Here is a 22,033-nt window from a genome sequence, read left to right on the forward strand (position 1 = left end):
CACTGCGACTGCTTTCAGGGCGTGCCTTGTCCTGTAGACGGGGCGGTTTCCCGGTTGCAAATTCCTTCCAGCAGAAGCTTGATGAGCATACCGGAGAACTCAGGCAGTGAGAGATACCCTTCCACTCCTGCCTTGTTCGGGTCGAACCACTCTACCGTCCAGTTCAAGGCACCCAACAACACCTGGCGCAAAGGAACGATCTTGATATCCGACCTTATCGCACCGTCTTGCTGCGCTTCGCGAAGGATCATGTCCCAAAGTCGCCCGTAGTCGTGGCGAATGCCTCGGTGCCTTTCCCGAAAGTGGTTGGGCAGCATCCCATAACTTCTGATGTTCGCTGAGGTGAACTCGCTTGCCTTAAAGAGAAAATCCAGATGCGTCCAGATTGCGGTTGCTATTCTGGTGTGATGATCGCATGGGGAATCGAACTTCTGAACGGCTGCACTGACACCGGATAGCAGATCGCTTAACCCTTCGTTTAGTACCTCGTCCACGATCGCTTCCTTGGATTTGAAATGGTAGTAGACGCTACCCGCCTTCATGTCCGATTCGTCAGCGATCTTCCGCAGCGTTGTCGCCTTGTAGCCATTGTCCCTCAGAACGCGCGCCGCCACTCGCAGGATCTCTGCGCGGGTCTTCGCGGCCTTGCCGTTGGTATCAAGGATATTGACGGGAGCGGCGGGGGTCAGCTTCAGACCTTCTGTTTCAGCTCTGCGATCCAAACACATACCGTCAAGTATCAGCTTGCTCATACGTTCAGCGAGGATGTGCACCGGATACTTATCGACATCGTACCATTCCACGGTCCAGTTCATGGCACTCAGGATGAACTGGCGGATCACAGTAATGGATATGTCACTTCGAAGATAGCCGTTGCGTTTTGCTTCATTTAGGAAACTGCCCCAGGCCTCTGCATAAGAGGCACGCAACTCACGGTGAGGCGCGCGGGTTTCATCCGACAACATCGGATAGTTCCGGATATTGGCCGAGGTGAAATCGCTCTCAGTCAACAGGTAGGTCAGGTGTGTTTCGATCAGCAATGCGAAGGTCTTGCAGAAATCCTCCGGGTTCTTCTTTGCAACCCGAACAATTTCTCGGACCTCCTCGTAGAGCTGACGGACACCAAGTTCGAGAACCTCGCTCAGAATCTGGTCCTTGGATTGAAAATGGTAGTATATGCTGCCGGCCTCAACGCCCGCTTCCTGCGCGATGTCGCGCATCGTCGTCGCGTAATAGCTTTCGTACCGAAAAAGTCGAGCGGCCGCCGAGAGAATGGCTTCACGTGTCCTCTCTGACTTGCTCAGATCTTCATTCACTGTGCTGGTTGCGTCAGTTCTTATTACCATTCCATGTCGATACTCGTTGGCCACAAAGCTGTCCATTGCATTAAATCTAACAAATGTTAGAGTGCACCAAAGAACGTCTCGAATGAAGTTCTTTACCAAGGTACAGCGGAAGAGGAGGACCTCCATATGCGAGGGTTGAGTGGGAAACGGGTCATCGTGACCGGCGGCGGCAGCGGCATCGGTCGCGCGGTTTGTGGACGGTTCGGCGAAGAAGGTGCCGAAGTCGCCGTTTTCGATCTGAACAAGGATGGGGCGGAAGAAACTGTCCGACTGATCGCCGAGGCTGGCGGAAAGGCGCAGGCCTTCAAGGTAGACATCACCGACCGCACCCAGATCGACACGGCGGTGACCGAGTTCGAGGCCGGAGGTCCGATCGACGTGCTGGTGAACAACGCCGGCTGGGACGAAAGTAGGCTGTTCCTCGACACCGATGCCGAACTTTGGAAGAAGGTCATCGACATCAACCTCTATGGCCCGCTGAACATGCACCACGCGGTGCTGCCGGGCATGGTAAAGAACGGCGGCGGCCGTGTGGTGAATATCGCGTCCGACGCGGGTCGTGTCGGATCATCGGGCGAGGCCGTCTATTCGGCCTGCAAGGGCGGCATCATTTCCTTTACAAAGACCGTAGCTCGAGAACTAGCGCGCAAGGGGGTTCAGTTGAACGCTGTCGCGCCCGGCCCCACGGACACACCTTTGTTCGCCGAATTCGCGCAAGGTGAAGCTGGCGAAAAGATTGCCGAGGGTCTCAAGCGGGCGATCCCGATGAAGCGCCTGGGGCAACCTTCCGACTATCCCGGCATTATCTGTTTTCTTTCATCCGACGACGCAGGGTTCATCACAGGCCAAGTAATTTCGGTTTCAGGCGGCTTGTCGATGCACGGCTAGTCGTTGGTCGCAGCCCTTGTCACAGGGCGCTGCTGCCAAGAGATACCTCCCCTACTGGCCGCGCCTTATGTGCGGCCCTTTTTCATTGTAGAAAGGTGAAGAATGTTTCGGCCAGACTCTGACATTCAACGTTCGAGCACGCTGACCGCTTTTCTGAAGGACTGCGGTATCGACAGCTACAAGGATCTCGCCCGCCGCGCCAATGAGGAGCCGGACTGGTTCTGGAGTCGGATCATTGACCATGCTGGTATTCGGTTCAGCAAGCCGCACACGGTGCTGCGGGATATTTCCGACGGGCCTGAATCGATCAAATGGGCCGTCGGAGGCACTTTGAATCTTACGGAAACCTGTCTTGATGCCCGAATTGCCGATGGCCGAGGCGAAAAGGTCGCGATCGACTGGGTCGGTGAAGACGGAAGTCGCCGCCGCTGGACCTATTCCGAACTTGCTGCCGAAGCCTCCCGCGTCGCCTCTGCCCTTGCCGTCCGCGGGGTGCGGCCGGGTCAGGCGGTGGGCATCTACATGCCAATGATTCCCGAGATCGAGGCCGCGCTTTTGGGTATTGCCCGACTGGGCGCGGTCGCGGTACCGCTGTTTTCCGGCTTTGCGCCCCATGCCATCATCTCGCGCCTAAACGATTCCGGTGCCGTGGCGGTGCTGACAGCGGATGCCACACCCCGGCGAGGCAAGCCGGTCTGGATGGAGGCGGCGCTTGCCGAAGCCCTGACCGAGGTGCCTTCGGTGCACACCGTGGTCAGCCTGCGACGGTTCGGCGGCGCGGCGGCCAATCCGGCCCGCGATCTCGACTGGACCGAAGCCGTGGGCGCCGCCAGTCCGGATTTCGCCGCTGTTCCCGTCAAGGCCGAAGATCCCTTCCTTATCGCCTATACATCGGGCACCACCGGGCGGCCCAAAGGCGTCGTGCATACCCATTTGGGGGTGCAGGCCAAGGCCACGGCTGATTTCCTGCTTTGTCTCGACATGAAACAGGATGACCGGCACCTGTGGATGACCGACATGGGATGGGTCATGGGACCGCTCACCCTTTTGTCGGTGCTGCTGTCGGGTTCAACGCTGGTGGTTGCTGAAGGCGCACCATCGATGCCCGGCGATCCGTTCAGACTTTTGCGCCTTGCGTCCGAGATGGAGGTCACGCATCTCGGCGTGGCGCCAACCCTGGTACGGCAGTTCATGACGCATGAGCTCGAGCCGCTGACAGACTACGACCTGTCGCCCCTGCGCATTGTCGCCTCGACCGGGGAACCCTGGACCGAGGACGCCTGGCGCTGGCAACTGGATCATATCTGCCGCCGCCGCGCGGTGCCGCTGAACATCTCGGGCGGGACCGAGTTGTTCGGTGCTATCCTGACATCGACCGTGCTGCACGAAATCAAGCCCGGCGGATTTTCCGCCCAGGCCCTGGGGGTCGGCGCGAAAGTGCTGCGCGAGGACGGCAGCGAAGCCGCGCCGGGCGAGGTGGGCGAACTGGTCGTTACCCAGCCGCCTCTGGGGCTGACCCCGGCCATTTGGGGCGACCGCGATCGCTACCTTGAAACCTACTGGTCCACCTTCCCCGGCCTCTGGCGGCACGGCGACTGGGTGCGCTGCGATCCGGACGGGACATGGTTTATCCTGGGCCGGTCGGACGACACGCTGAACATCGCCGGTAAACGGATCGGCCCGCCCGAGATCGAGGCGGCCCTGACCGAGAGCGGAGAGGTGGTGGATGCCGCCGCCATCGCGGCACCTGACGACATCAAGGGTGTGGCCGTCGTCTGCGTCTGCGTGGCGGCACCGGATGTGTCGCTGGACGCGGACCTCGTGGACCGGCTCAAGGATCGGGTCGGAGAGATCGTCTCGAAACCCTTCCGCCCGCGCGAGATCCACTTTGTCGAGGCGCTGCCAAAGACGCGTAGCATGAAAACCATGCGCCGGGTCGTGCGCGCCGCCTTTCTCGGTGAAGATCCGGGCGATCTGTCGTCGATCAGCAACCCGGAAACCATTCAACCCATCGCAGACCTGCAAAAGGAAAAGCCATGATCACTGTATTCGGAGCCACGGGCACCACTGGCGCGCCTCTTGTCGATACGCTTTTGGCAAAGGGCGCAACCGTGCGCGCTGTCACCAGTGACCCGGCAAAGGTTGGCACGCTCAAGGCCAAGGGATGCGAGGCGGTCGCAGCGGATTTCACCGATCCCGCCGCGCTGGCGCGTGCCTGTGACGGGGCAGAAAAGATATACCTGGTCACGCCTGCGCATCTGGACATGCGCCGGTGGAAGGCGAACGTGATCGAGGCGGCCAAGGCCGCCGGGGTGCGCCATGTCGTTGTGGGCACCGGGCTTGGCGCCTCGCCCAAGGCGGGGCTGACCTTCGGCAAATGGCATTCCGAAACCCAGGAACTCTTGAAGCAAAGCGACCTTGACTGGACCTTCGTTCAGCCGACCTATTTCATGCAGAACCTGCTGTGGCAGGCCGGCAACATTGCGAAGGACGCGGTGTACTACGATGATCTGGGCGGCCCCGTGGCCTGGATCGACGCCCGCGACATCGCGGATGTCGCCGCCGAGGCGCTGACCGCTCCGGGGTACGAAGGCAAGGCCCTTGGTCTGACCGGACCCGAAGCCCTTGCCGGAGAAGATATTGCCGCTCTCCTGTCCGCAGTGACAGGGCGAAATGTCACCTGTGCCCCCCTTTCGGCCGAGGATGCGAAAGCGGGCATGGTGGCCGGTGGGATGCAGGATGAGGTCGCCGGAGCCATGGTCGAACTGGCCTGCCTCGCGCCCAAGGGCTACCTTGCCGGCATCGAGACAACGGTCAGCGACGTATTGGGCCGCCCGGCCCGTCGATTTGCTGATTTCGTCGCCGAGAACCGGGATGCATTCGTTCAGTGACCTAGCGGCGCCGCCGCTCTATCTCGAGCTGGTGCCGCCTCTGGAAGCGGTCACACAGATCGACCACCTTTTCATGTTCCGCGATTCCGGTGTGCTTAGCCGTCGTGGAAGCGGGCGGTTCGCAACTGACCTCTTTACCCTTTCGATAACCTGCGACGACAGCGACGGGGCACGCGTTTCGCTGGCAGAACCGCGCCCTTGTTTCACGCCCCGCCCAAGGCCATTCCGGGGTGTCGTGGCCGGGCTGCGACTGTCGTCACGACCGCAGCGATTGACGGACTGCAAAGTGCTGGACATGCTGGCCTTGGAACTGGGCCGCGTACAGACCGAGGAGGATGACCTGCCTGCGCTTGTCGCGGTGCTTGACGGCCTCGCGAAAGGCCTGCGCTTTGCCGCGCCACCCGGAGCGTACAGCGACCGGACCGAACGTCGAAAGGTGCGGGCGGAAACCGGCGTGTCGCGGCGGAGGCTTGCGGCCTCGCGACGCTTTCGTCAGGCTCTCGGGCAGCTTGCGTCACAGACCCTGCCGCTGAGCGATCTGGCGCTGGACGCCGGATATTACGATCAATCTCATTTGTCCGCCGCTTGCCGGACCTTTGCCGGCAAACCGCCCGGCGCGTTGCGCGCTCAGTCCGCAACGAGTCGATTTGGCCTTTCGCTACAAGATGCGCGCCTCAAAGACCGCCTAAGAGTGGTCATCAATGAATGAAATCGAAGAGGAAGACCCGCCATGACGCGATTCGAACCGAAAAACGCCGACTATGACGCAAGGGTGCATGACAGTTTCAACCGCCAGCACGTGATGCATACGTTGGGGATCAGCATTGCCGAGTTGTCGCCCGGCCGCATTGTTCTGGAAATGGCACATCAGGATACGCTGACCCAGCAGCATGGTTTTTTACATGCCGGAATCGTGTCGACTGCGCTCGACAGCGCCTGCGGATACGCGGCCTTTTCGCTGATGCCCGCGGAAGCGGCCGTTTTGACAGCCGAATTCAAGATCAATCTGCTCAACCCGGCCGACGGCGAACGGTTTCGCTTCGTCGCTGACGTGGTGAAGCCGGGAAGGACTCTGACCATCTGCGAAGCGCGTGCCTATGCCGTGAAGGGCGAGGATGAGAAGCTGGTCGCAACGATGACCGGAACGCTTATGGCGCTTGTGGGACGAACGGGCGTGGTGGGCTGACGACCGGGCTGGGGCGCAAATCAATCCGCGAGCCGGGCTTCTAGGACATGCCGCTGGACCTTTCCGCTGGTCGACCTGGGAAAATCCTCGAACGCGATAAAGCGAAACTCGCGGGGGCGTTTGTAGCCTGCGAGGCTTTCGCGGCACAAATTCATCAGCGCCTCGGCATCCGGCCCGTCATCGCCATGGGCGACAAAGGCCACCGGGCTTTCCCCCCATTTCGTGTCAAATGCCCGCACCACCGCGGCATCGACCACACCGGGGTGGGATAGAAGGACACGCTCGATTTCCGCCGGGTAGACGTTCTCGCCGCCGGTCTTGATCAAGTATTTGGCCCGGTCCACAAAGTCGACCGTGCCGTCCGCATTGCGCCGGAACAAGTCACCCATGTGGAAAAAGCCGTTGCGGAAGTCGCGGGCGTTGGTGTCGTCGGCGTTCCAGTACCCTGAAAACAACGTTGGGCCCCGCACTGCCATTTCGCCCGGCGTTCCATCGGGGACTTCGCGGTCGTCGGGATCGACCAGCCGAACCTCGCAAAATGCGCTGATGCGCTTGGAAAGCCGGTCCGGGGTGACGCCCGGCGCGATCAGATCGGCGGTCCCCGGTGGCAGGCCGGTTTCGGTTGCCCCGAAAGAATTCAGATAGGGCGTGTCCAGAAGGCCCGTCAGTTCCGCGATTTGATGCGGCGGCACCAGATCGGCCATTGCGCCGCAAACCTTGATGCCCTTCACCGGCAGAGGGTTGGCGCGCCGGTCTGCGATAAAGGCGTCCAGCGCACCGGGCATCATCACGAACCAGCCGATCCTGTGGCGCGACAGCGCCTCGTTGATGACCGCAGGCTGCAAACCGTCCACCATCACCACGGTCCCGCCCCGCAAGATCGTTGCCAGCGCATGATCGGTGGAGGCCATGTGGAACATCGGTGCCCAGGCGATGAACCCGTCACCGGGATCCAGCGCCAGTTGTGCCGCAAAAGCCATGGAACGGGCGATATGCGCGCGGTGGCTGATGAGCGCCCCCTTGGGCAGACCCGTGGTCCCCGAGGTGTAAAGGATCGTCAGACCGGCCTCTGGATCGTCTACCATGGTTCCGGTGCGCGGGTCCGGCCCGGCCCCGGCAATGGCCGTTTCCAGGTCTGGCCCGATGGTCAGACAGGGTGTCGCCGCGACGGCCCGATACGCTTCTGAAAGATCCGGTTCGGCGACCGCGAGAACCGGCGCGACCAGATCGATGCAATGCCGCAGTTCATCGGGGGCAAGCCGCCAGTTCAGGCAAGCGACGATCGCGCCGATTCCCGCCGCAGCCAGTTCGACCTCCAGGTATTCAGACCGGTTGTGCGACAGGATCGCGATCCTGTCGCCGGGCGCCACGCCTCGTGCCAGAAAGACGGCAGCCAGACGATCGACGCGCCCCAGCAATTCGCCGTAGGTCAGTTTCTTGCTGCCGTCCTCAATGGCCAAAGCCCTGGCGCAGTCCTGTGCGCGGGTTCGAAAGATCGAATACAGATCAGCGCGCCCTGCACGGATGACGTCGGTCAGCATGGCTTCCTCCCTTGCCAGGGCTTCGGTTCAGAGACTTTGCGCCAGACGCACCCCTTCATCAATGGCGCGCAGAGCATCAAGTTCGGCGGCCTCCTTTGCCCCGCCGATCATCGTAACCGTGACGCCGCGCGCGGCAAGCTCTTCTGCCAGGGCGCGTTCCGGCTCCTGGCCAGTGCATAGCACAATCGTATCGGCCGAGATGATCATTGGGCTTTCGTCCGTGAGGATATGCAGCCCCGCGTCGTCGATGCGGTCATAGGTCACCCCGCCCATCGCCTCGACCCCGTGTTTGCGCAGCGCGTTGCGCAGGATCCACCCTGTTGAAACTCCAAGCCCCGCGCCGGGTTTTGCTGCCTTGCGCTGAAGCATAACGACTTTGCGTCGCGACGGTTTCGGTGCCAATGGATCGCCAGCCAGGGCGCCCGGCGTGGCAAACTCGGGGTCCACGCCCCATGTATCGCAAAAGGCGTCTGTGTTGGCGGCCTCGGCGGGTTCGGTCACCAGGAACTCGGCCACATCATGGCCAATGCCACCGGCCCCCATCACCACGACACGGTCGCCCGCCTCGCGGTCGCCGGACAGGATTTCCGCATAAGTCGCGACGCTGGGATGGTCGATACCCGGCAGGTCGGGAATACGCGGCGTGACCCCTGTGGCGATAACCACATGGTCGAAGCCGTCAAGATCGTTCACGTCGGCCCGCTGCCCCAGCCGCTGTTTGACCCCGTGCTTTCTCAGCTGACCGGCATAATACCGCAGGGTTTCGTCGAATTCGTCCTTGCCCGGCGCCGCGCGGGCCAGATTCAGCTGACCGCCCAGCTTGTCTTGCGCTTCGAACAGCGTGACATCGTGGCCCAGCCGCGCCGCTTCGGCCGCCGTGGCCAGGCCCGCCGCGCCACCGCCGACGACAGCCACTTTCTTTGGCGCGTCGGTTAGCGTGTCCCGGAATTCCGTTTCACGCCCAGCCCTTGGATTAACCAGGCATCCGACAGGCCGGTCCGAAAAGATGAAATCCAGACAGGCCTGGTTGCAGGCAATGCAGGTGTTGATCTCGTCCGCGCGGCCCTCGCGCGCCTTTTTCACGAAATGCGAATCGGCCAGAAACGGGCGCGCCATCGAGATCATGTCTGCATCGCCAGAGGCAAGGATGTCTTCGGCAAGCTCGGGTGTGTTGATTCGGTTCGAGGCGACCACCGGAATCGATACCGCCGCTTTCACGTTGGCCGCTGCCTTGCGCCAAGCACCGCGCGGCACCGGATAGGCAATCGTCGGGACGCGCGCCTCGTGCCAGCCGATGCCGGTGTTCAGAATATCCGCGCCTGCTGCCTCGATTTTGCGGGCCAGTGCCGCGATTTCAACGGCGGGCGCGCCGCCCTCGACCAGATCGGCCGCCGAAATCCGGTAGATGACCAGAAAGTCGGGCCCACAGCGTTCACGCACTGCGCGCACGATCTCGACCGGGAATCGATGGCGCTTCTCGGCGCTTCCGCCCCAGTCGTCTTCGCGCTTGTTGGTGTGGGTAACGGTGAATTCGTTAATCAGGTATCCCTCGGACCCCATGATTTCGACGCCATCGAATCCTGCGGCCTGCGCGTTGGCGGCTGCCGCGGCAAAATCCTCGATGGTTCGGAAAATATCGGCTTCGGTCATTTCACGCGGCACGAAACGGTTGATCGGTGCCCGGATTGGCGACGGGGCAACACATCCTTCGATCTTTGCATAGCGCCCGGCGTGAAGGAGTTGCGCGCAGATCAGGCTGCCTTCGGCCTGCACCGCCTCGCAGATCGGGCGCAGGCTGCGCGCCTCTTCCGGGTCGTCGATTCGTGGACCTTCGGGATCAAATATACCCTCGGCATTGGGGGAAAACCCGCCGGTGACCAGAATCGCCGCCTCCCCCCGCGCACGCTCGGCGTAAAACGCGATCTGTTTGGCTATGCCGTCAGGCTCGGTTTCCAACCGCGTGTGCATCGACCCCATGATGACACGGTTTCGCAATGTATGCTGGCCTGCGCGGATGGGCGAGAGCATGGTCCCGAAGCTCTCCGTTGGCTTAATTTCCATTGTGGGCATCCTCCTCAAAACTGTGCTTGATCTGTATTCTAACATTTGTTAGATTTTTGGAAAGATAATTTTCGCTCATGGGGAGGAGCACCGATGCAATTCCAGCCAACAGACGATCAGAAGGCTTTTCGCGAAACCGCGAAGCGCTTCGCAACTGAAAAGCTTGCGCCCACATATCAGGAGCGCGCAAGCGGCCATACCTTTGATCGTGCGCTGATCAAGGAGATGGGCGCACTCGGTCTGATCGGGGCCGATCTGCCGGAAGAATTCGGCGGACTGGGTGAAAGCTCTGTCGCGTCAGGGCTGATCGTCGAAGAGATCGCCTATGCTGATTTCAACGCAAGTTACGTGCAGCTTCTCGGCTCTCTCATGGGCGGAATGGTTGCCAAGCATGCCTCCCGCGACATCGCGTCGAAATGGGTGCCCAAGGTTGTTTCGGGTGATGCCGTCATTGGTCTGGGTCTGACAGAGCCGCGCGGCGGATCGGACGCGGCGAACCTGATTCTGAAGGCCGAGAAATCCGAAAACGGTTGGCGGCTGAACGGTGAAAAGACATCCATGAGTTTTGCCAGTCAGGCCGATGCGGCGGTCGTCTTTGCCCGCACCGGCGATCCCGATGGCGGCTCACGCGGGGTCAGCGCCTTTTTCGTCGATCTGAACCAGGACGGCATCAAGCGTACCCATTTCGACGACATCGGCACCAAGCCCGTCGGGCGCGGGTCGGTGTTCTTTGACGACGTCTTCGTGCCGGCCGAAAACATGATGGCCGAACAGGATCGTGCCTTTGGCACGATCATGGCCGGGTTTGATTATTCGCGCGCACTGATCGGGTTGGAATGCCTGGGTGCTGCGCAAGCGTCGGTGGATGAAACCTGGGCCTACGTTCAGGAACGCGAAGCCTTCGGGGCCCCGATCGTACAGTATCAGGGCGTCAGTTTCCCGCTGGCCGAAGCTGAGACCCAACTGACCTTGATGCGCCAGCTTTGCTATTACACGCTGGACCTGCGTGACCGCGGCCTGCCGCATACGTCCGAGGCGGCCATGTGCAAATGGTACCTGCCCAAAACCGCCTGCGAGATCCTGCACCAGTGCCTGATCCTGCACGGACATTACGGCTACACCACCGACCTGCCCCACCACCAGCGCTATAACGATGTGCTCGGCCTGCAGATCGGTGACGGCACCGCGCAGATCCAGAAGCTGGTGATTGCCCGCGAGAAGGTCGGACGGATGGCGCTGCAGTATGACAAGAAGGCGACGGGAGCTCAGAAATGAACGATCCCATCATCGTCACGACCGAGGGCAACACCGGCATTATCGAGCTGGCCCGCCCCGAGAAATTCAATTGCCTGTCACTTGACGTGCATGAGCGCATATCTGCCGCGCGTGCGGAATTCGAGGCGAACCCGGCTATCCGGGCGATCCTCATCCGGGCGCAGGGCAAGCACTTTTGCACCGGCGCCGATCTGGTGGAAGTGAAAGGTAAATTGAACGATCCCGCCGCGCTGAACCACTTCATCGCCTTTGGCATGAACACCCTGCGTGCGCTCGAAACCTCCTCCCTCCCTGTCGTCGTGGCGGTGCAGGGGTTGTGTCTGGCCGGCGGGATCGAACTGATGTTGGCTTGCGATGTGTGTTTCGCCGCCGAAACCGCTCAGTTTGGCGATCAGCATGCGCAATTCGGACTGATTCCCGGTTGGGGCGGCTCGCAGCGGCTAACGCGGTTGATGGGGCAGCGCCGGGCGCTCGACCTGATGTTCTCAGCCCGCTGGCTTGAGGCGGGCGAGGCCAAAGAGGCCGGTCTGGTCAACTATATAGTGCCGGATGCGGATCTGCATCAGGCCGCGTTGGATTACTGTCAGAAAATCGCCACCCGCTCGCGTCCCGGTATCGCCGAGATGAAGCGGCTGGCGCGGGAAGGCGCGGACTTGGGCATCGACCAGCAGATGCGGCTTGAGCTGGATGCCGCCGTACGCGCGTTGCCCAGTGATGACGTCGCCGAAGGGCTCGACGCATTCGAGAACCGGCGCACCCCTGAATTCAAGGTTTGAGGACGAAACATGGAATTCACTTTGAATGACGAACAGCGCCAGATTTACGAATACGGCGGTCAGTTGGCGCAGAAATACGACAATGCTTATTGGCTGGACCACGCGCGCAGGCATGAATTCCCGCAGGAGATGTTCAAACAGATTGCTGATGACGGCTTTCTGGGCATCATGGTGCCCGAGGAATACGGCGGCGCCGGCCTTGGCATGACCGAAATGGCCCTGTTCATGGAAGGCACCGCCAATCACGGCATTCCGCTTCTGATGATGGTGGTCGGGCCGACCATGTCGCTGGCCCATATCGCCAGCCACGGGAGCGAATTCCACAAGAAGGAACTGCTGCCGGCCGCCTGCCGTGGTGATATCCAGTTCTGTTTCGCGATCACCGAACCGGGGGCCGGATCCAACACGATGAAGGCCACCACGCTGGCCAAGCGCCGGGGCAACCGGTTCAGCCTGTCGGGCGAAAAGACCTTTATCACCGGCGCCGAGGTATCGGACTATTGTCTGGTGGTAGCACGCACCAAGCCCCACACCGAAGTCAGCCGCAAGACCGACGGCTTCACGCTCTTTGCGGTGGACCTGAAGAAAAAGGGTGTCGACAAGCAGCGGGTGAAGATCTCGATCCCCCTGCCCGAAGAACAGTGGACCCTGTTCTTTGACGAGGTCGATCTGGGCCCCGAGGACGTTGTCGGCGAGGTTGACGAAGGGTTCTCGATCCTGTTCGACAGCCTCAACCCCGAACGCATCATCCTGGCCGCTTTGTGCTGCGGCATCGGCCGCTTCGCGCTGAACAAGGGGGTGGCCTATGCCTCCGAGCGCAATGTCTTCGATCAGCCCATCGGCGCGCATCAGGGCGTGCAGCACCCGATGGCCAAGGCGCACACAGCGGTCGAGATGGCCAGCCTGATGACCCGACGCGCGGCCTGGGAATTCGACAACAAGCTGCCCGCGGGGGCCTCGTCGAATATGGCCAAGTATGCCGCCGCCGAAGCCGGGATCGAGGCCGTGGATGCCGCGCTGCAGGCGCATGGCGGATCGGGCTTTACCGAGGATACGGGACTATACGAGATGTATCCGCTGGTGCGCCTGCTGCGCACGGCACCCGTGAATCGCGAACTGTGCCTCAGCTTCATCGGCGAAAAGGTCATGGGTCTGCCGCGGTCTTATTGATCGCGCTGGCCGACAGGGAGGACGACATGCAATTTGGAATGCGCTTCCGGCGGGAGGATGCCGCCGACAAGGTAAACGATCGTTTCTGGCACGAAATCGAGGGCACGGCGCTCGAAGAGGTGCGCCGCATTCAGGAAGAGCGACTGCGTGCGCAGATGGCCTATCTCAAGACGAACTCCACCTTCTATCAGGAGAAGTTCGCCGAGGCCGGCGTGGAGTTCGACGATATTCGCACCATCGAAGACCTGCAAAAGCTGCCCTATACCTACAAGACCGAGATCCGCGAAAGCCTGTCCGCCGAGCCGCCGTTCGGCAAACACCGCGCCGCGCCGATGGCGGACATCATTCAGATGCAAGCCTCATCGGGGACAACCGGCAGCCCGTCCTATGTGGCGCTGACCGAAGCGGATACCGAAATGTGGCACGAGATGACAGCGCGATGCTTCTTTGCCAATGGCGTGCGTCCCGGCGACATGGTGCTGCACGCGTTTTCGCTGGCCAAGGGCTTTGTCGGCGGCATCCCCGTGATGCAGGGATTGCAATACATGGGCACGATCGATGTGCCGGTGGGCGCGGATGGCGGTGCGGAACGGCTGCTGCGCGCTTGCGCCGACACGCGTCCGCGCTGCATCGTCGGCGCACCGAATTTCGTTCTGCACCTGGCTGAAAAAGCGCCAGAGGTGCTGGGATGCAAGGCCAGTGAGCTGGGCGTGGAACAGGTGATCGTCGGCGGAGAGCCCGGTGGTGGCATCCCGGCAATTCGCGCCAAGATCGAAGCGGCCTGGGGTGCAAAATGCACTGAAATGCTGGGCGGCACCGATCTGGGTGTGACCTACTGGGCCGAATGCGACGCCCAGTCGGGGATGCATATGGTCAACATGGACTATATCATCACCGAGCTGCTGGATCCCGAAAGCGGAGAAATCATCCCTTGGGAAAAAGGCGCCGAAGGCGAGATGATCTATACCGCGCTCGGCCGTCAGGCTAGCCCGGTGGTGCGGTTCCGGTCGGGTGATTATATCGAGGTCATCGACACCGAATGCTCCTGCGAGCGGACCGGCCCCAAGATCCGGTGCACAGGCCGGACCGACGACATGCTGATCGTGCGCGGTGCCAATGTTTTCCCGTCGGCCATCAACAGCGTCATCACCGAAATGGTGCCGGACACCAACGGCGTCATGCGCATCGTGGCCGATTTCAAAGGCCATACCACGCAGGGCGCGCTGACGGTGATCGTCGAGCGCGGTCCCGGTCGCGACGCTGCGGATGACGACGCCCTCAAGAAGAAAATCGAACAGCGGCTGCGCGACGCGCTCGTCTTCAAAGCCGACGTCCATCTGGTGGCGGCTGACACTTTTGAAAAACCCGGCGCCGCCAAGGTTGCCTTTGTTCTGAGAGAATACCCCGAGCTGCCATGACAAAAATGAAATCCCTACTCGATACCGGGTCCGATGACTTCCGGCAAAACGATACACAGTATCGCGACAAAGTCGGCGAGCTGCATGCCCTTCGCTTGCAACAACGTGTCGGTGGCCCTGAAAAGGCCCGCGAACGGCACGTGTCGAAAGGCAAGATCCTGCCGCGCGAACGCGTCGAACGGCTGATCGATCCGGGCACCCCCTTTCTGGAAGTCGGGGAGCTTGCCGGGCTGAACAAATATGATGGTGTACCGCCGGGGGCGGGCATCATCACTGGCATCGGCGTGATCGAGGGCCGTCAGTGCATGGTCATCGCCAATGATGCCACCGTGAAGGGCGGCACCTATTTCGGCATGACCAGCCGCAAGCACGTGCGCGCCCAGAAGATCGCGTGGAAGAACCGCCTTCCGGTGATCACGCTGGTCGATTCCGGCGGCGCGTTTCTGCCGGATCAGGAGAACATTTTCCCCGACGAAGGCCAGTTCGGCTCAATCTTTCACCAGCAGATCGGCATGTCCGGTGACGGGGTGCCGCAGATCGCTGTCGTCATGGGGCCTTGCACTGCGGGTGGTGCCTATATTCCCGCGCTCTGCGATGAGGTGGTGATCGTGCGTGGCCAGGGCTTCATGTATCTTGGCGGGCCGGAACTGACCTTTGCTGCCACCGGCGAAAAGGTGGATGCCGAAGAACTGGGCGGCGGCAAGATGCACTCGTCCGTGTCGGGTGTGACCGACCATCTTGCCGAGGATGACGCCCACGCGCTGGCCATTACCCGCGAGATCGTCAGCCATCTGGGCGAAAAACCCCTGCCCCGCAAGACGCCCAAGACGCCGCGCGCGCCCGCCTATCCGGTCGAGGAAATCTACGGCATCGTCAGCCGCGACCCCAAGGTGCCAACCGATAACCGCGAAATCATCGCGCGCCTGGTCGATGACAGCGATTTCCACGAGTTCAAGCCGCTTTACGGTGACACCATCATGACCGGCTGGGGCCGTATCCACGGCCACGAAGTTGGCATCATCGCCAACACCGGCGTGCTGTTCGTCGAGGCCGCGCTGAAGGCTACGCATTTCATCAACCTCTGCGTCCAGCGCGATATCCCGCTGCTGTTTCTGGCGGATGTGAACGGCTTCATGGTTGGCCGCGAGGTGGAGCAGATGGGCATCGCCAAGGCTGGTGCCAAGATGATCACTGCCATGTCCTCGGCCCGGGTGCCCAAGTTTACCATCATCACCGGCGGCTCCTACGGTGCCGGGTATCTGGCCATGCTCGGCCGCCCGTTCCAACCCGACGCGATGTTTGCCTGGCCAACTGGACGATCCGCGATCATGGGGCCGGAACAGGCCGCCAGCGTGCTGGCGCAAGTCCGCGGACAGATCAACGAACGCGAAGGCAAAAGCTGGACCCCCGAAGAGGAAGAAGCCTTCAAGGCGCCCATCCGCAAGGAATACGAGGATTTTCAAGGTGCTTACAATTTTGCCTCTAACCTCTGGATCGACAGCGTGATCGAGCCTTGTGAAACCCGCGATGTCATGGCGCTCATGCTGGATGTGACCTCACGCAGACCCAAGGCCGAAACCAATTTCGGCGTGTTCAGGATGTGAGGAGCGAGTCATGAAAATCAAAACGCTTCTAATCGCCAATCGCGGCGAAATTGCCTGCCGGATCGCGCGTACCGCGCGGGCCAGCGGCATCACTCCTGTCGGCGTACATTCGCAAGCCGACGCCAATGCCCTGCATGTCCGCGAGATCGGGCAATCAGTCTGCATCGGTGCCGGACCGGCGTCCGAGAGCTATCTGAAGATCGACGCGGTGATTGCCGCCGCGAAATCGGTCGGTGCGGATGCGATCCATCCCGGTTACGGCTTTCTGGCCGAGAACTCTGATTTTGCCCGTGCGGTCGAGGCCGCCGGAATGATCTTCATGGGGCCAACGCCGGACACGCTTGACCGTTTCGGCGACAAGGCCAGCGCCAAAGAGGCCGCCGTGGCGGCCAGCGTCCCGGTTATTTCGGGTGCCGAAGGCGCGTGGTCCGATCCGCAAGAGATTGCCGATGAAGTCCGCGCAATGGGCCTGCCCGTTCTGCTCAAGGCCGTCGGCGGCGGTGGCGGGCGCGGCCAGCGGCTTGTCACCGATGAGGCCACGCTTGTGGAAGACATCGAAGGCGCCCTTCGCGAGGCGAAATCCACTTTTGGCTCCGAAGGGCTTTTGCTGGAACGCTTCCTGCCTGAAGCGCGCCATGTCGAAGTGCAGATCGCGGGTGATGGCAAGGGGCACGTGGTGCACCTGTTCGAACGTGACTGCACGCTTCAGCGCCGTCACCAGAAGGTCATCGAAGAGGCTCCGGCTTGGGGCTTGCCCCGCGCGCTGCTGGACGAGATCGCGCATGACGCGGTGCGCCTGGGCGAAACGCTTGACTACCGCGGCCTAGGCACAGTGGAGTTTTTGGTCGCGGGCGAAGAGTACTTCTTTCTTGAGGTAAACCCCCGCATTCAGGTGGAACATCCCGTCACCGAAGCGATCACCGGGCTGGACCTTGTTGCGCTTCACCTGCGCATTGCCGAAGGCGCGGGCCTTGGCCTGATGCAGGATGACCTCAAGATCAACGGCCACGCGGTCGAGGCGCGGCTTTATGCCGAAGATCCGGCGATGCAGTTCGCCCCGTCGACCGGCACCTTGACCACGCTCAGCTTGCCGGAAGGTTTGCGCATTGACAGCGGTGTCGAAGAAGGCGACGCAGTGACGCCCTTCTATGATCCGATGATCGCCAAACTGATTGTGCATGCGCCGGACCGGGAAACCGCCTTGGCGCGGCTGGCGACAGCCTTGGATCACGTCGCAGTTGAGGGTGTGCAAACCAACCGCGCCTTTTTGAAAGCACTGGCGCGCAATCCCGAATTCGAACAGATGCAGGTTCATACACGCTGGATCGACGGCAGGCTTGACGCACTGACGTCCCCCCCCGCCCTTGCGCGCCCCGAGTTGTGGAAAGCCGCCGCTGCCGTTCTCTTCGTGGCGTCCGACCGGCGTGACCCATGCGCGGACCCTTGGACCAATCTTTCCACGTTCACTGGCTGGCGGCTTGGCCTGGGCGGTGACCCGCTTGAAGCGGGACAGCGCGTAACATTGACCGACACGACCGGTGCATCCGAAGAACTGCGCGTCGGCCCTGTCAAATCCGGGGACCGATACGCCGTGATCGCAGAAGACGGCACCAGGATCATCCTCGCCGTGCGTGAAATTTCGCCCGGTAGCTGGCGCGTCGCGGAAGGTGAGTCCATCTTTGTGCTCGCCGCGCGCCGCCACGCTGGCGTGATCGAAATGGACACGCCCGAAGGCCGCCTTGTTTTCCGTCCAGCAGCCCCGCTTGACTTTGCGGGCGGCGATGCGGCGGCGGATCGGGCTGTGGCCTCACCGCTGACCGGCATGATTGTCGAGGTCAAGGTTGCAGACGGGCAGACCGTGGCCGAAGGCGATGTGCTCGCGGTCATGGAATCCATGAAACTTGAAATCTCGATCCGCGCCACCGCAGCGGGGATCGCCAGCAACATTTCCGTCTCGAATGGGGACATGGTCGATCGCGGCCAGGTCATCGCCGAGATACTACCATCCGAGGAGTGATGAGATGAGCGACTTTCCCAAATTCGTCGAGTTTCGTGAAGAAGGCCCGCGTGAGGGGTTTCAGATCGAAAAGAAGATCTATCCGATCGAAGAGCGCATCGAACTGATCGACATGCTCAGCGAAACCGGCCTGAAACGCATTCAGGTCGGCAGCTTTGTCAGTCCGCAATACGTGCCTCAAATGGCCGATACCGGTGAACTGTTCAAGCGTATCAAACGCAAGCCGGGCGTGAATTACACGTCGCTCTGGCTGAACGACAAGGGGTTTCGCAAGGCCCTGACGGCGCATGAGGTCGATATCGACCCGCGTCTGCTGTTCTATCCATCCGAGGCATTTGCCCAATCGAACAACAATTGTTCGTCCGAGGAAATGCGCGAAAGACAACGCGACTGGGTCCGGCTTTATAAGGAAGAGGGATACACGGTCGACGCCGCCTATGTGATGACGGCCTTCGGCTGCAATTTCGAAGGACCCATCCCGCAAGAACGCATCCTCGACGATTTCCGCTTCATACTTCAGCTGTGCGAAGAAGAGGATATCCCGGTGCCGATCCTTGTGGTCGCCGACACCATGGGCTGGGGCAACCCCGAGGCGGTCAAACGTATGATCGGCGCACTGCGCGAACTGGCGCCCGAGGCGCGCATCGGCATGCACATCCACGACACGCGGGGGCTTGGGATCGCCAATCTCCATGCCGCCCTGTCGATGGGCGTGGACATGTTCGAAAGCTCGGTCGCCGGTCTTGGCGGCTGTCCTTTCGCGGGCCACGGCCACGCCCGCGCCGCAGGCAATGTCTGCACCGAGGATGCGGTGTTCCTGTGTCACGAGCTCGGCATCGAAACCGGCATCGATCTGGACAAGCTTATCGCAGCGGCGATCAAGGCGGAAGAGATCATCGGCGTGCCGCTCATGGGCCGGGTCATGCATACCGGCGGCCTGGACAAATATCGCAAGGCAAGCTGAGGGAGAATGAAGATGACAAAGGCACTTGATGGAAAGGTGGTTCTGGTCACCGGGGCCGGCGGTGGGATCGGGCGTGATATCGCCTTGATGGCAGCCTCGGAAGGCGCTGCCGTGGTGGTCAATGATCTGGGCGCGTCCCTGAAAGGCACCGGCCAGACCGAAACTGCGGCGCAGAAAGTCGTCGAAGAGATCAAGGCCGCAGGGGGCGACGCCATTGCCGATGGCGGCAACGTCACCGACCCCGACGCCGCCCGCGCGATGATCGAGGCCGGTGTCAAGAAATTCGGCCGCATCGACGCGGTGGTGAACAACGCCGGCATTCTGCGCGACGGGTTCTTCCACAAGATGACCTACGAGGATTTCGACGCGGTGGTGAAGGTCCATCTTTACGGCGCTTTCAACACCAGCCGCGCGGCGGCCGATTATTTCCGCGAACAGGAGAGCGGTGCTTTGGTGCACATGACCTCGACCTCGGGGCTGATCGGCAATCTGGCGCAGGCGAACTATTCAGCCGCAAAACTGGGCATCGCGGCCTTCTCGAAATCGGTGGCCCTCGACCTCAAGCGGTGGAACGTCCGTTCGAACTGCATCGCGCCCTTCGCCTGGAGCCGGATGATCTCGTCTATCAAGACAGACACCCCGGAACAGGTGGCGCGTGTCGAGAAGATCAAGGAAATGACACCGGCCAAGGTCGCGCCAATGGCCTGTTTTCTGATGAGCGACCGCGCGGCTGACGTGTCCGGTCAAATCTTTGCGGTTCGCAAAAACGAGATCTTCCTGTTCAATCAGCCCCGCCCCGTGCGGTCGGTCCATTCCGGTGATGGCTGGACCGCCGATGAAATCGCCGAGCGCGCCATTCCCGCGCTCAAATCACAGTTCACGCCGCTCGAAGTTTCGGCGGATGTCTTTTCATGGGATCCGGTCTAATGGGAAAACGCAAAGAAAAAATCAGCTCCGATATTGCCTGGAGCACCTCTGACAAGATCAGCGTGCGTGGCCTCGACCTGCCGAACGAGATCCTCGGGCACATGAACCTCGGCGATCTGGCGTTCCTGCAGTTGACGGGACGCAAAGCCACGCCCGAGGAAAGCCGGGTGTTCAACGCCATCGTCATTACTCTTGTCGAACATGGCATCACGCCTTCGGCTCTGGCGGCGCGGATGACTTACATGGGTGCGCCGGAATCGCTTCAGGCGGCCGTTGCGGCCGGGCTGTGTGGGCTTGGCACCGTCTTTGTCGGTTCGATGGAGGGTGCCTCGAAATTGCTTTACGAGGCGCTGCCGCAGGAAAAACTCGGCACCGGCGTCGATCTGGATGCGCTTGCCGTCGAAACAGTTGAAAAATTCCGCGCCCGCAAGGCCATCGTGCCGGGGCTTGGCCATCCGGTGCACAAGCCTGTCGATCCGCGCACGCCGCGCCTGTTCCAGATCGCCGCCGAAAACGGAAAATCCGGTGAATACATCGCGTTGATCCAGAAAATTCAGACCGTCGCCGAAGAAAAATCGGGCAAGATGCTGCCGATCAACGCCACCGGGGCGATCGGTGCAATCTGCTGTGAATTCGGCTTCCCCTGGAAGATCGTGCGCGGCTTTGGCGTCATGGCGCGTGCCATCGGTCTGGTCGGTCATATCCTCGAAGAGAGCGAAAACCCGATTTCCTATGAGCTGTGGCAGCGCGCCGAACAGGAAATTCTTGAAACGTCGGGACCGGGAGCGAAGTAACCAATGCAGACGTCAGCCCCAGACACTCACACCGATCTGCGCGACGCCTTGCGCGCACTTTGCGCGCAGTTTCCGCCAGAATATCATCGCAAGTTCGGCGAAAACGAAACCTACCCCGAGGAATTCGTCGATGCGCTGACCCGCGAGGGCTGGCTCGCGGCGATGATCCCCGAGGAATACGGTGGCTCGGGACTGGGGTTGACGGAAGCCTCGATCATCATGGAAGAGGTGAACCGCTGCGGTGGCAACGCGGGTCATTGCCACGGGCAGATGTATAATATGGGCACGCTGCTGCGGCACGGTTCGGACGCGCAAAAGCAGAAATACCTGCCCAGTATTGCCAGCGGCGAGTTGCGCCTACAATCCATGGCCGTGACCGAACCGACAACCGGAACTGATACCACCAAACTGAAGACCACCGCGGTCAAGAAGGGTGACCGGTATGAGATCAATGGCCAGAAGGTCTGGATCAGCCGCATCCAGCATTCTGACCTGATGATCCTTCTGGCACGCACCACGCCTCTGAACGAGGTCAAGAAAAAGTCGCAGGGTCTGTCGATCTTTATGGTCGATCTGAAAGAGGCAATCGGCAACGGCATGGAGGTCCGCCCCATCGCCAATATGCCCGGCCACGAAACCAATGAAGTGTTTTTCGACAACCTGGAAATCCCCGCTGAAAACCTGATCGGGACCGAAGGGCGCGGGTTTTACCATATTCTTGACGGGCTGAACGCCGAACGGACCCTGATTGCAGCGGAATGTATCGGTGATGGATACTGGTTCGTTGACAAGGCCCGCGCCTATGCCGGCGACCGCGTGGTCTTTGACCGTCCCATAGGCCAGAACCAGGGCGTGCAATTCCCCATCGCCAGGTCCTATGTGAACATCGAGGCCGCCAATCTGATGCGCTTTGATGCCTGCAGACGTTTCGATGCCGGGCTGGATTGTGGGGCGCAGGCGAATATGGCCAAGCTGCTGGCTTCGGAAGCCAGCTGGGAAGCGGCCAATGCCTGCATCCAGACCCATGGCGGCTTCGGTTTCGCGCGGGAATACGATGTCGAGCGCAAGTTCCGCGAGGCCCGACTGTATCAGGTGGCCCCGATCTCGACCAACCTGATCCTGTCCTATGTCGGCGAGCATATCCTCGGCATGCCGCGATCCTTCTGAGGCCGCGA

Annotated in this window: 18 protein-coding genes; 15 read left to right on the forward strand and 3 right to left on the reverse strand. The window is 61.2% G+C overall.

The features are described from left to right. Positions 1-14: 14 nt before the first annotated feature. Positions 15-1,316 (reverse strand): TetR/AcrR family transcriptional regulator, encoded by a 1,302-nt coding sequence (locus tag FLO80_RS12610; protein WP_246156674.1) that lies wholly within the window; start codon positions 1,314-1,316, stop codon positions 15-17. A gap of 156 nt (positions 1,317-1,472) precedes the next feature. On the opposite strand from FLO80_RS12610, the gene FLO80_RS12615 reads away from it, so the two are divergent. The 5 genes from FLO80_RS12615 (at position 1,473) to FLO80_RS12635 (ending at position 6,311) form a co-directional block, all read left to right on the forward strand. Continuing rightward, on the forward strand, positions 1,473-2,234 hold the full coding sequence (locus tag FLO80_RS12615; protein WP_111368607.1) for a glucose 1-dehydrogenase: 762 nt from the start codon (positions 1,473-1,475) through the stop codon (positions 2,232-2,234). A gap of 102 nt (positions 2,235-2,336) precedes the next feature. Then, positions 2,337-4,274 (forward strand): AMP-binding protein, encoded by a 1,938-nt coding sequence (locus FLO80_RS12620; protein ID WP_111368608.1) that lies wholly within the window; start codon positions 2,337-2,339, stop codon positions 4,272-4,274. Beyond that, on the forward strand, positions 4,271-5,125 hold the full coding sequence (locus FLO80_RS12625; protein WP_111368609.1) for an SDR family oxidoreductase: 855 nt from the start codon (positions 4,271-4,273) through the stop codon (positions 5,123-5,125). Before FLO80_RS12620 ends, FLO80_RS12625 begins: the two co-directional genes overlap by 4 nt. A gap of 295 nt (positions 5,126-5,420) precedes the next feature. Beyond that, a complete protein-coding gene (locus FLO80_RS23210) occupies positions 5,421-5,834 on the forward strand; it encodes a helix-turn-helix domain-containing protein (protein ID WP_246156675.1) in 414 nt (137 codons plus the stop codon). A 21-nt stretch (positions 5,835-5,855) separates the two neighbouring features. Beyond that, positions 5,856-6,311 carry a PaaI family thioesterase gene (locus FLO80_RS12635; protein ID WP_101657152.1) on the forward strand — a complete coding sequence of 152 codons (456 nt, stop codon included), beginning with the start codon at positions 5,856-5,858 and terminating at the stop codon, positions 6,309-6,311. A 20-nt stretch (positions 6,312-6,331) separates the two neighbouring features. On the opposite strand, the gene FLO80_RS12640 is transcribed toward FLO80_RS12635, so the two are convergent. Together FLO80_RS12640 and FLO80_RS12645 are read right to left on the reverse strand one after the other, a co-directional pair. Next, positions 6,332-7,852 (reverse strand): class I adenylate-forming enzyme family protein, encoded by a 1,521-nt coding sequence (locus tag FLO80_RS12640; protein ID WP_111368611.1) that lies wholly within the window; start codon positions 7,850-7,852, stop codon positions 6,332-6,334. 27 nt (positions 7,853-7,879) lie between these two features. Further along, entirely contained in the window at positions 7,880-9,913 is a 2,034-nt protein-coding gene (locus tag FLO80_RS12645; protein WP_188078291.1) for an FAD-dependent oxidoreductase, read from the reverse strand. A 93-nt stretch (positions 9,914-10,006) separates the two neighbouring features. Here FLO80_RS12645 and FLO80_RS12650 point away from each other — a divergent pair, with 93 nt between their 5' ends. From FLO80_RS12650 to FLO80_RS12695, 10 genes are read left to right on the forward strand one after another with little or no spacing between them, the layout of a single operon-like run. After that, on the forward strand, positions 10,007-11,188 hold the full coding sequence (locus tag FLO80_RS12650; protein WP_111368613.1) for an acyl-CoA dehydrogenase family protein: 1,182 nt from the start codon (positions 10,007-10,009) through the stop codon (positions 11,186-11,188). Beyond that, entirely contained in the window at positions 11,185-11,964 is a 780-nt protein-coding gene (locus FLO80_RS12655) for an enoyl-CoA hydratase/isomerase family protein (RefSeq protein WP_111368614.1), read from the forward strand. The genes FLO80_RS12650 and FLO80_RS12655 overlap by 4 nt, the downstream gene beginning before the upstream one ends. A 9-nt stretch (positions 11,965-11,973) precedes the next feature. Next, positions 11,974-13,134 (forward strand): acyl-CoA dehydrogenase family protein, encoded by a 1,161-nt coding sequence (locus tag FLO80_RS12660; RefSeq protein ID WP_101657255.1) that lies wholly within the window; start codon positions 11,974-11,976, stop codon positions 13,132-13,134. 26 nt (positions 13,135-13,160) lie between these two features. After that, positions 13,161-14,552 (forward strand): phenylacetate--CoA ligase family protein, encoded by a 1,392-nt coding sequence (locus FLO80_RS12665; RefSeq protein ID WP_111368645.1) that lies wholly within the window; start codon positions 13,161-13,163, stop codon positions 14,550-14,552. Then, positions 14,549-16,156, forward strand: a complete 1,608-nt coding sequence (locus tag FLO80_RS12670; protein ID WP_111368615.1) for an acyl-CoA carboxylase subunit beta — start codon at positions 14,549-14,551, stop codon at positions 16,154-16,156. The genes FLO80_RS12665 and FLO80_RS12670 overlap by 4 nt, the downstream gene beginning before the upstream one ends. A gap of 10 nt (positions 16,157-16,166) precedes the next feature. Continuing rightward, positions 16,167-18,173, forward strand: coding sequence for an acetyl/propionyl/methylcrotonyl-CoA carboxylase subunit alpha (locus FLO80_RS12675; RefSeq protein ID WP_111368616.1), 2,007 nt, complete (start codon positions 16,167-16,169; stop codon positions 18,171-18,173). A 4-nt stretch (positions 18,174-18,177) separates the two neighbouring features. Further along, a complete protein-coding gene (locus FLO80_RS12680) occupies positions 18,178-19,137 on the forward strand; it encodes a hydroxymethylglutaryl-CoA lyase (protein WP_101657251.1) in 960 nt (319 codons plus the stop codon). A gap of 12 nt (positions 19,138-19,149) precedes the next feature. Continuing rightward, positions 19,150-20,064, forward strand: a complete 915-nt coding sequence (locus tag FLO80_RS12685) for an SDR family NAD(P)-dependent oxidoreductase (RefSeq protein ID WP_111368646.1) — start codon at positions 19,150-19,152, stop codon at positions 20,062-20,064. After that, positions 20,064-20,858 (forward strand): citryl-CoA lyase, encoded by a 795-nt coding sequence (locus tag FLO80_RS12690; protein WP_111368617.1) that lies wholly within the window; start codon positions 20,064-20,066, stop codon positions 20,856-20,858. The genes FLO80_RS12685 and FLO80_RS12690 overlap by 1 nt, the downstream gene beginning before the upstream one ends. Before the next feature lie 3 nt (positions 20,859-20,861). Beyond that, complete coding sequence (locus tag FLO80_RS12695) at positions 20,862-22,025, forward strand: acyl-CoA dehydrogenase family protein (protein WP_111368618.1); 1,164 nt, start codon at positions 20,862-20,864, stop codon at positions 22,023-22,025. Positions 22,026-22,033 lie beyond the last annotated feature (8 nt).

It is taken from the genome of Aquicoccus porphyridii, from assembly GCF_008369105.1.
In the GTDB taxonomy this organism is placed as follows: Bacteria; Pseudomonadota; Alphaproteobacteria; order Rhodobacterales; family Rhodobacteraceae; genus Aquicoccus; species Aquicoccus porphyridii.

Bases quoted from the DNA above. Each gene is read 5' to 3' on its own strand.
- FLO80_RS12650 (WP_111368613.1), top strand. From the start codon at position 10,007: ATGCAATTCCAGCCAACAGACGATCAGAAGGCTTTTCGCGAAACCGCG.
- FLO80_RS12675 (WP_111368616.1), top strand. From the start codon at position 16,167: ATGAAAATCAAAACGCTTCTAATCGCCAATCGCGGCGAAATTGCCTGC.
- FLO80_RS12685 (WP_111368646.1), top strand. From the start codon at position 19,150: ATGACAAAGGCACTTGATGGAAAGGTGGTTCTGGTCACCGGGGCCGGC.
- FLO80_RS12640 (WP_111368611.1), bottom strand. From the start codon at position 7,852: ATGCTGACCGACGTCATCCGTGCAGGGCGCGCTGATCTGTATTCGATC.
- FLO80_RS12620 (WP_111368608.1), top strand. From the start codon at position 2,337: ATGTTTCGGCCAGACTCTGACATTCAACGTTCGAGCACGCTGACCGCT.
- FLO80_RS12670 (WP_111368615.1), top strand. From the start codon at position 14,549: ATGACAAAAATGAAATCCCTACTCGATACCGGGTCCGATGACTTCCGG.
- FLO80_RS12625 (WP_111368609.1), top strand. From the start codon at position 4,271: ATGATCACTGTATTCGGAGCCACGGGCACCACTGGCGCGCCTCTTGTC.
- FLO80_RS23210 (WP_246156675.1), top strand. From the start codon at position 5,421: ATGCTGGCCTTGGAACTGGGCCGCGTACAGACCGAGGAGGATGACCTG.
- FLO80_RS12615 (WP_111368607.1), top strand. From the start codon at position 1,473: ATGCGAGGGTTGAGTGGGAAACGGGTCATCGTGACCGGCGGCGGCAGC.
- FLO80_RS12680 (WP_101657251.1), top strand. From the start codon at position 18,178: ATGAGCGACTTTCCCAAATTCGTCGAGTTTCGTGAAGAAGGCCCGCGT.
- FLO80_RS12665 (WP_111368645.1), top strand. From the start codon at position 13,161: ATGCAATTTGGAATGCGCTTCCGGCGGGAGGATGCCGCCGACAAGGTA.
- FLO80_RS12690 (WP_111368617.1), top strand. From the start codon at position 20,064: ATGGGAAAACGCAAAGAAAAAATCAGCTCCGATATTGCCTGGAGCACC.
- FLO80_RS12695 (WP_111368618.1), top strand. From the start codon at position 20,862: ATGCAGACGTCAGCCCCAGACACTCACACCGATCTGCGCGACGCCTTG.
- FLO80_RS12645 (WP_188078291.1), bottom strand. From the start codon at position 9,913: ATGGAAATTAAGCCAACGGAGAGCTTCGGGACCATGCTCTCGCCCATC.
- FLO80_RS12635 (WP_101657152.1), top strand. From the start codon at position 5,856: ATGACGCGATTCGAACCGAAAAACGCCGACTATGACGCAAGGGTGCAT.
- FLO80_RS12660 (WP_101657255.1), top strand. From the start codon at position 11,974: ATGGAATTCACTTTGAATGACGAACAGCGCCAGATTTACGAATACGGC.
- FLO80_RS12655 (WP_111368614.1), top strand. From the start codon at position 11,185: ATGAACGATCCCATCATCGTCACGACCGAGGGCAACACCGGCATTATC.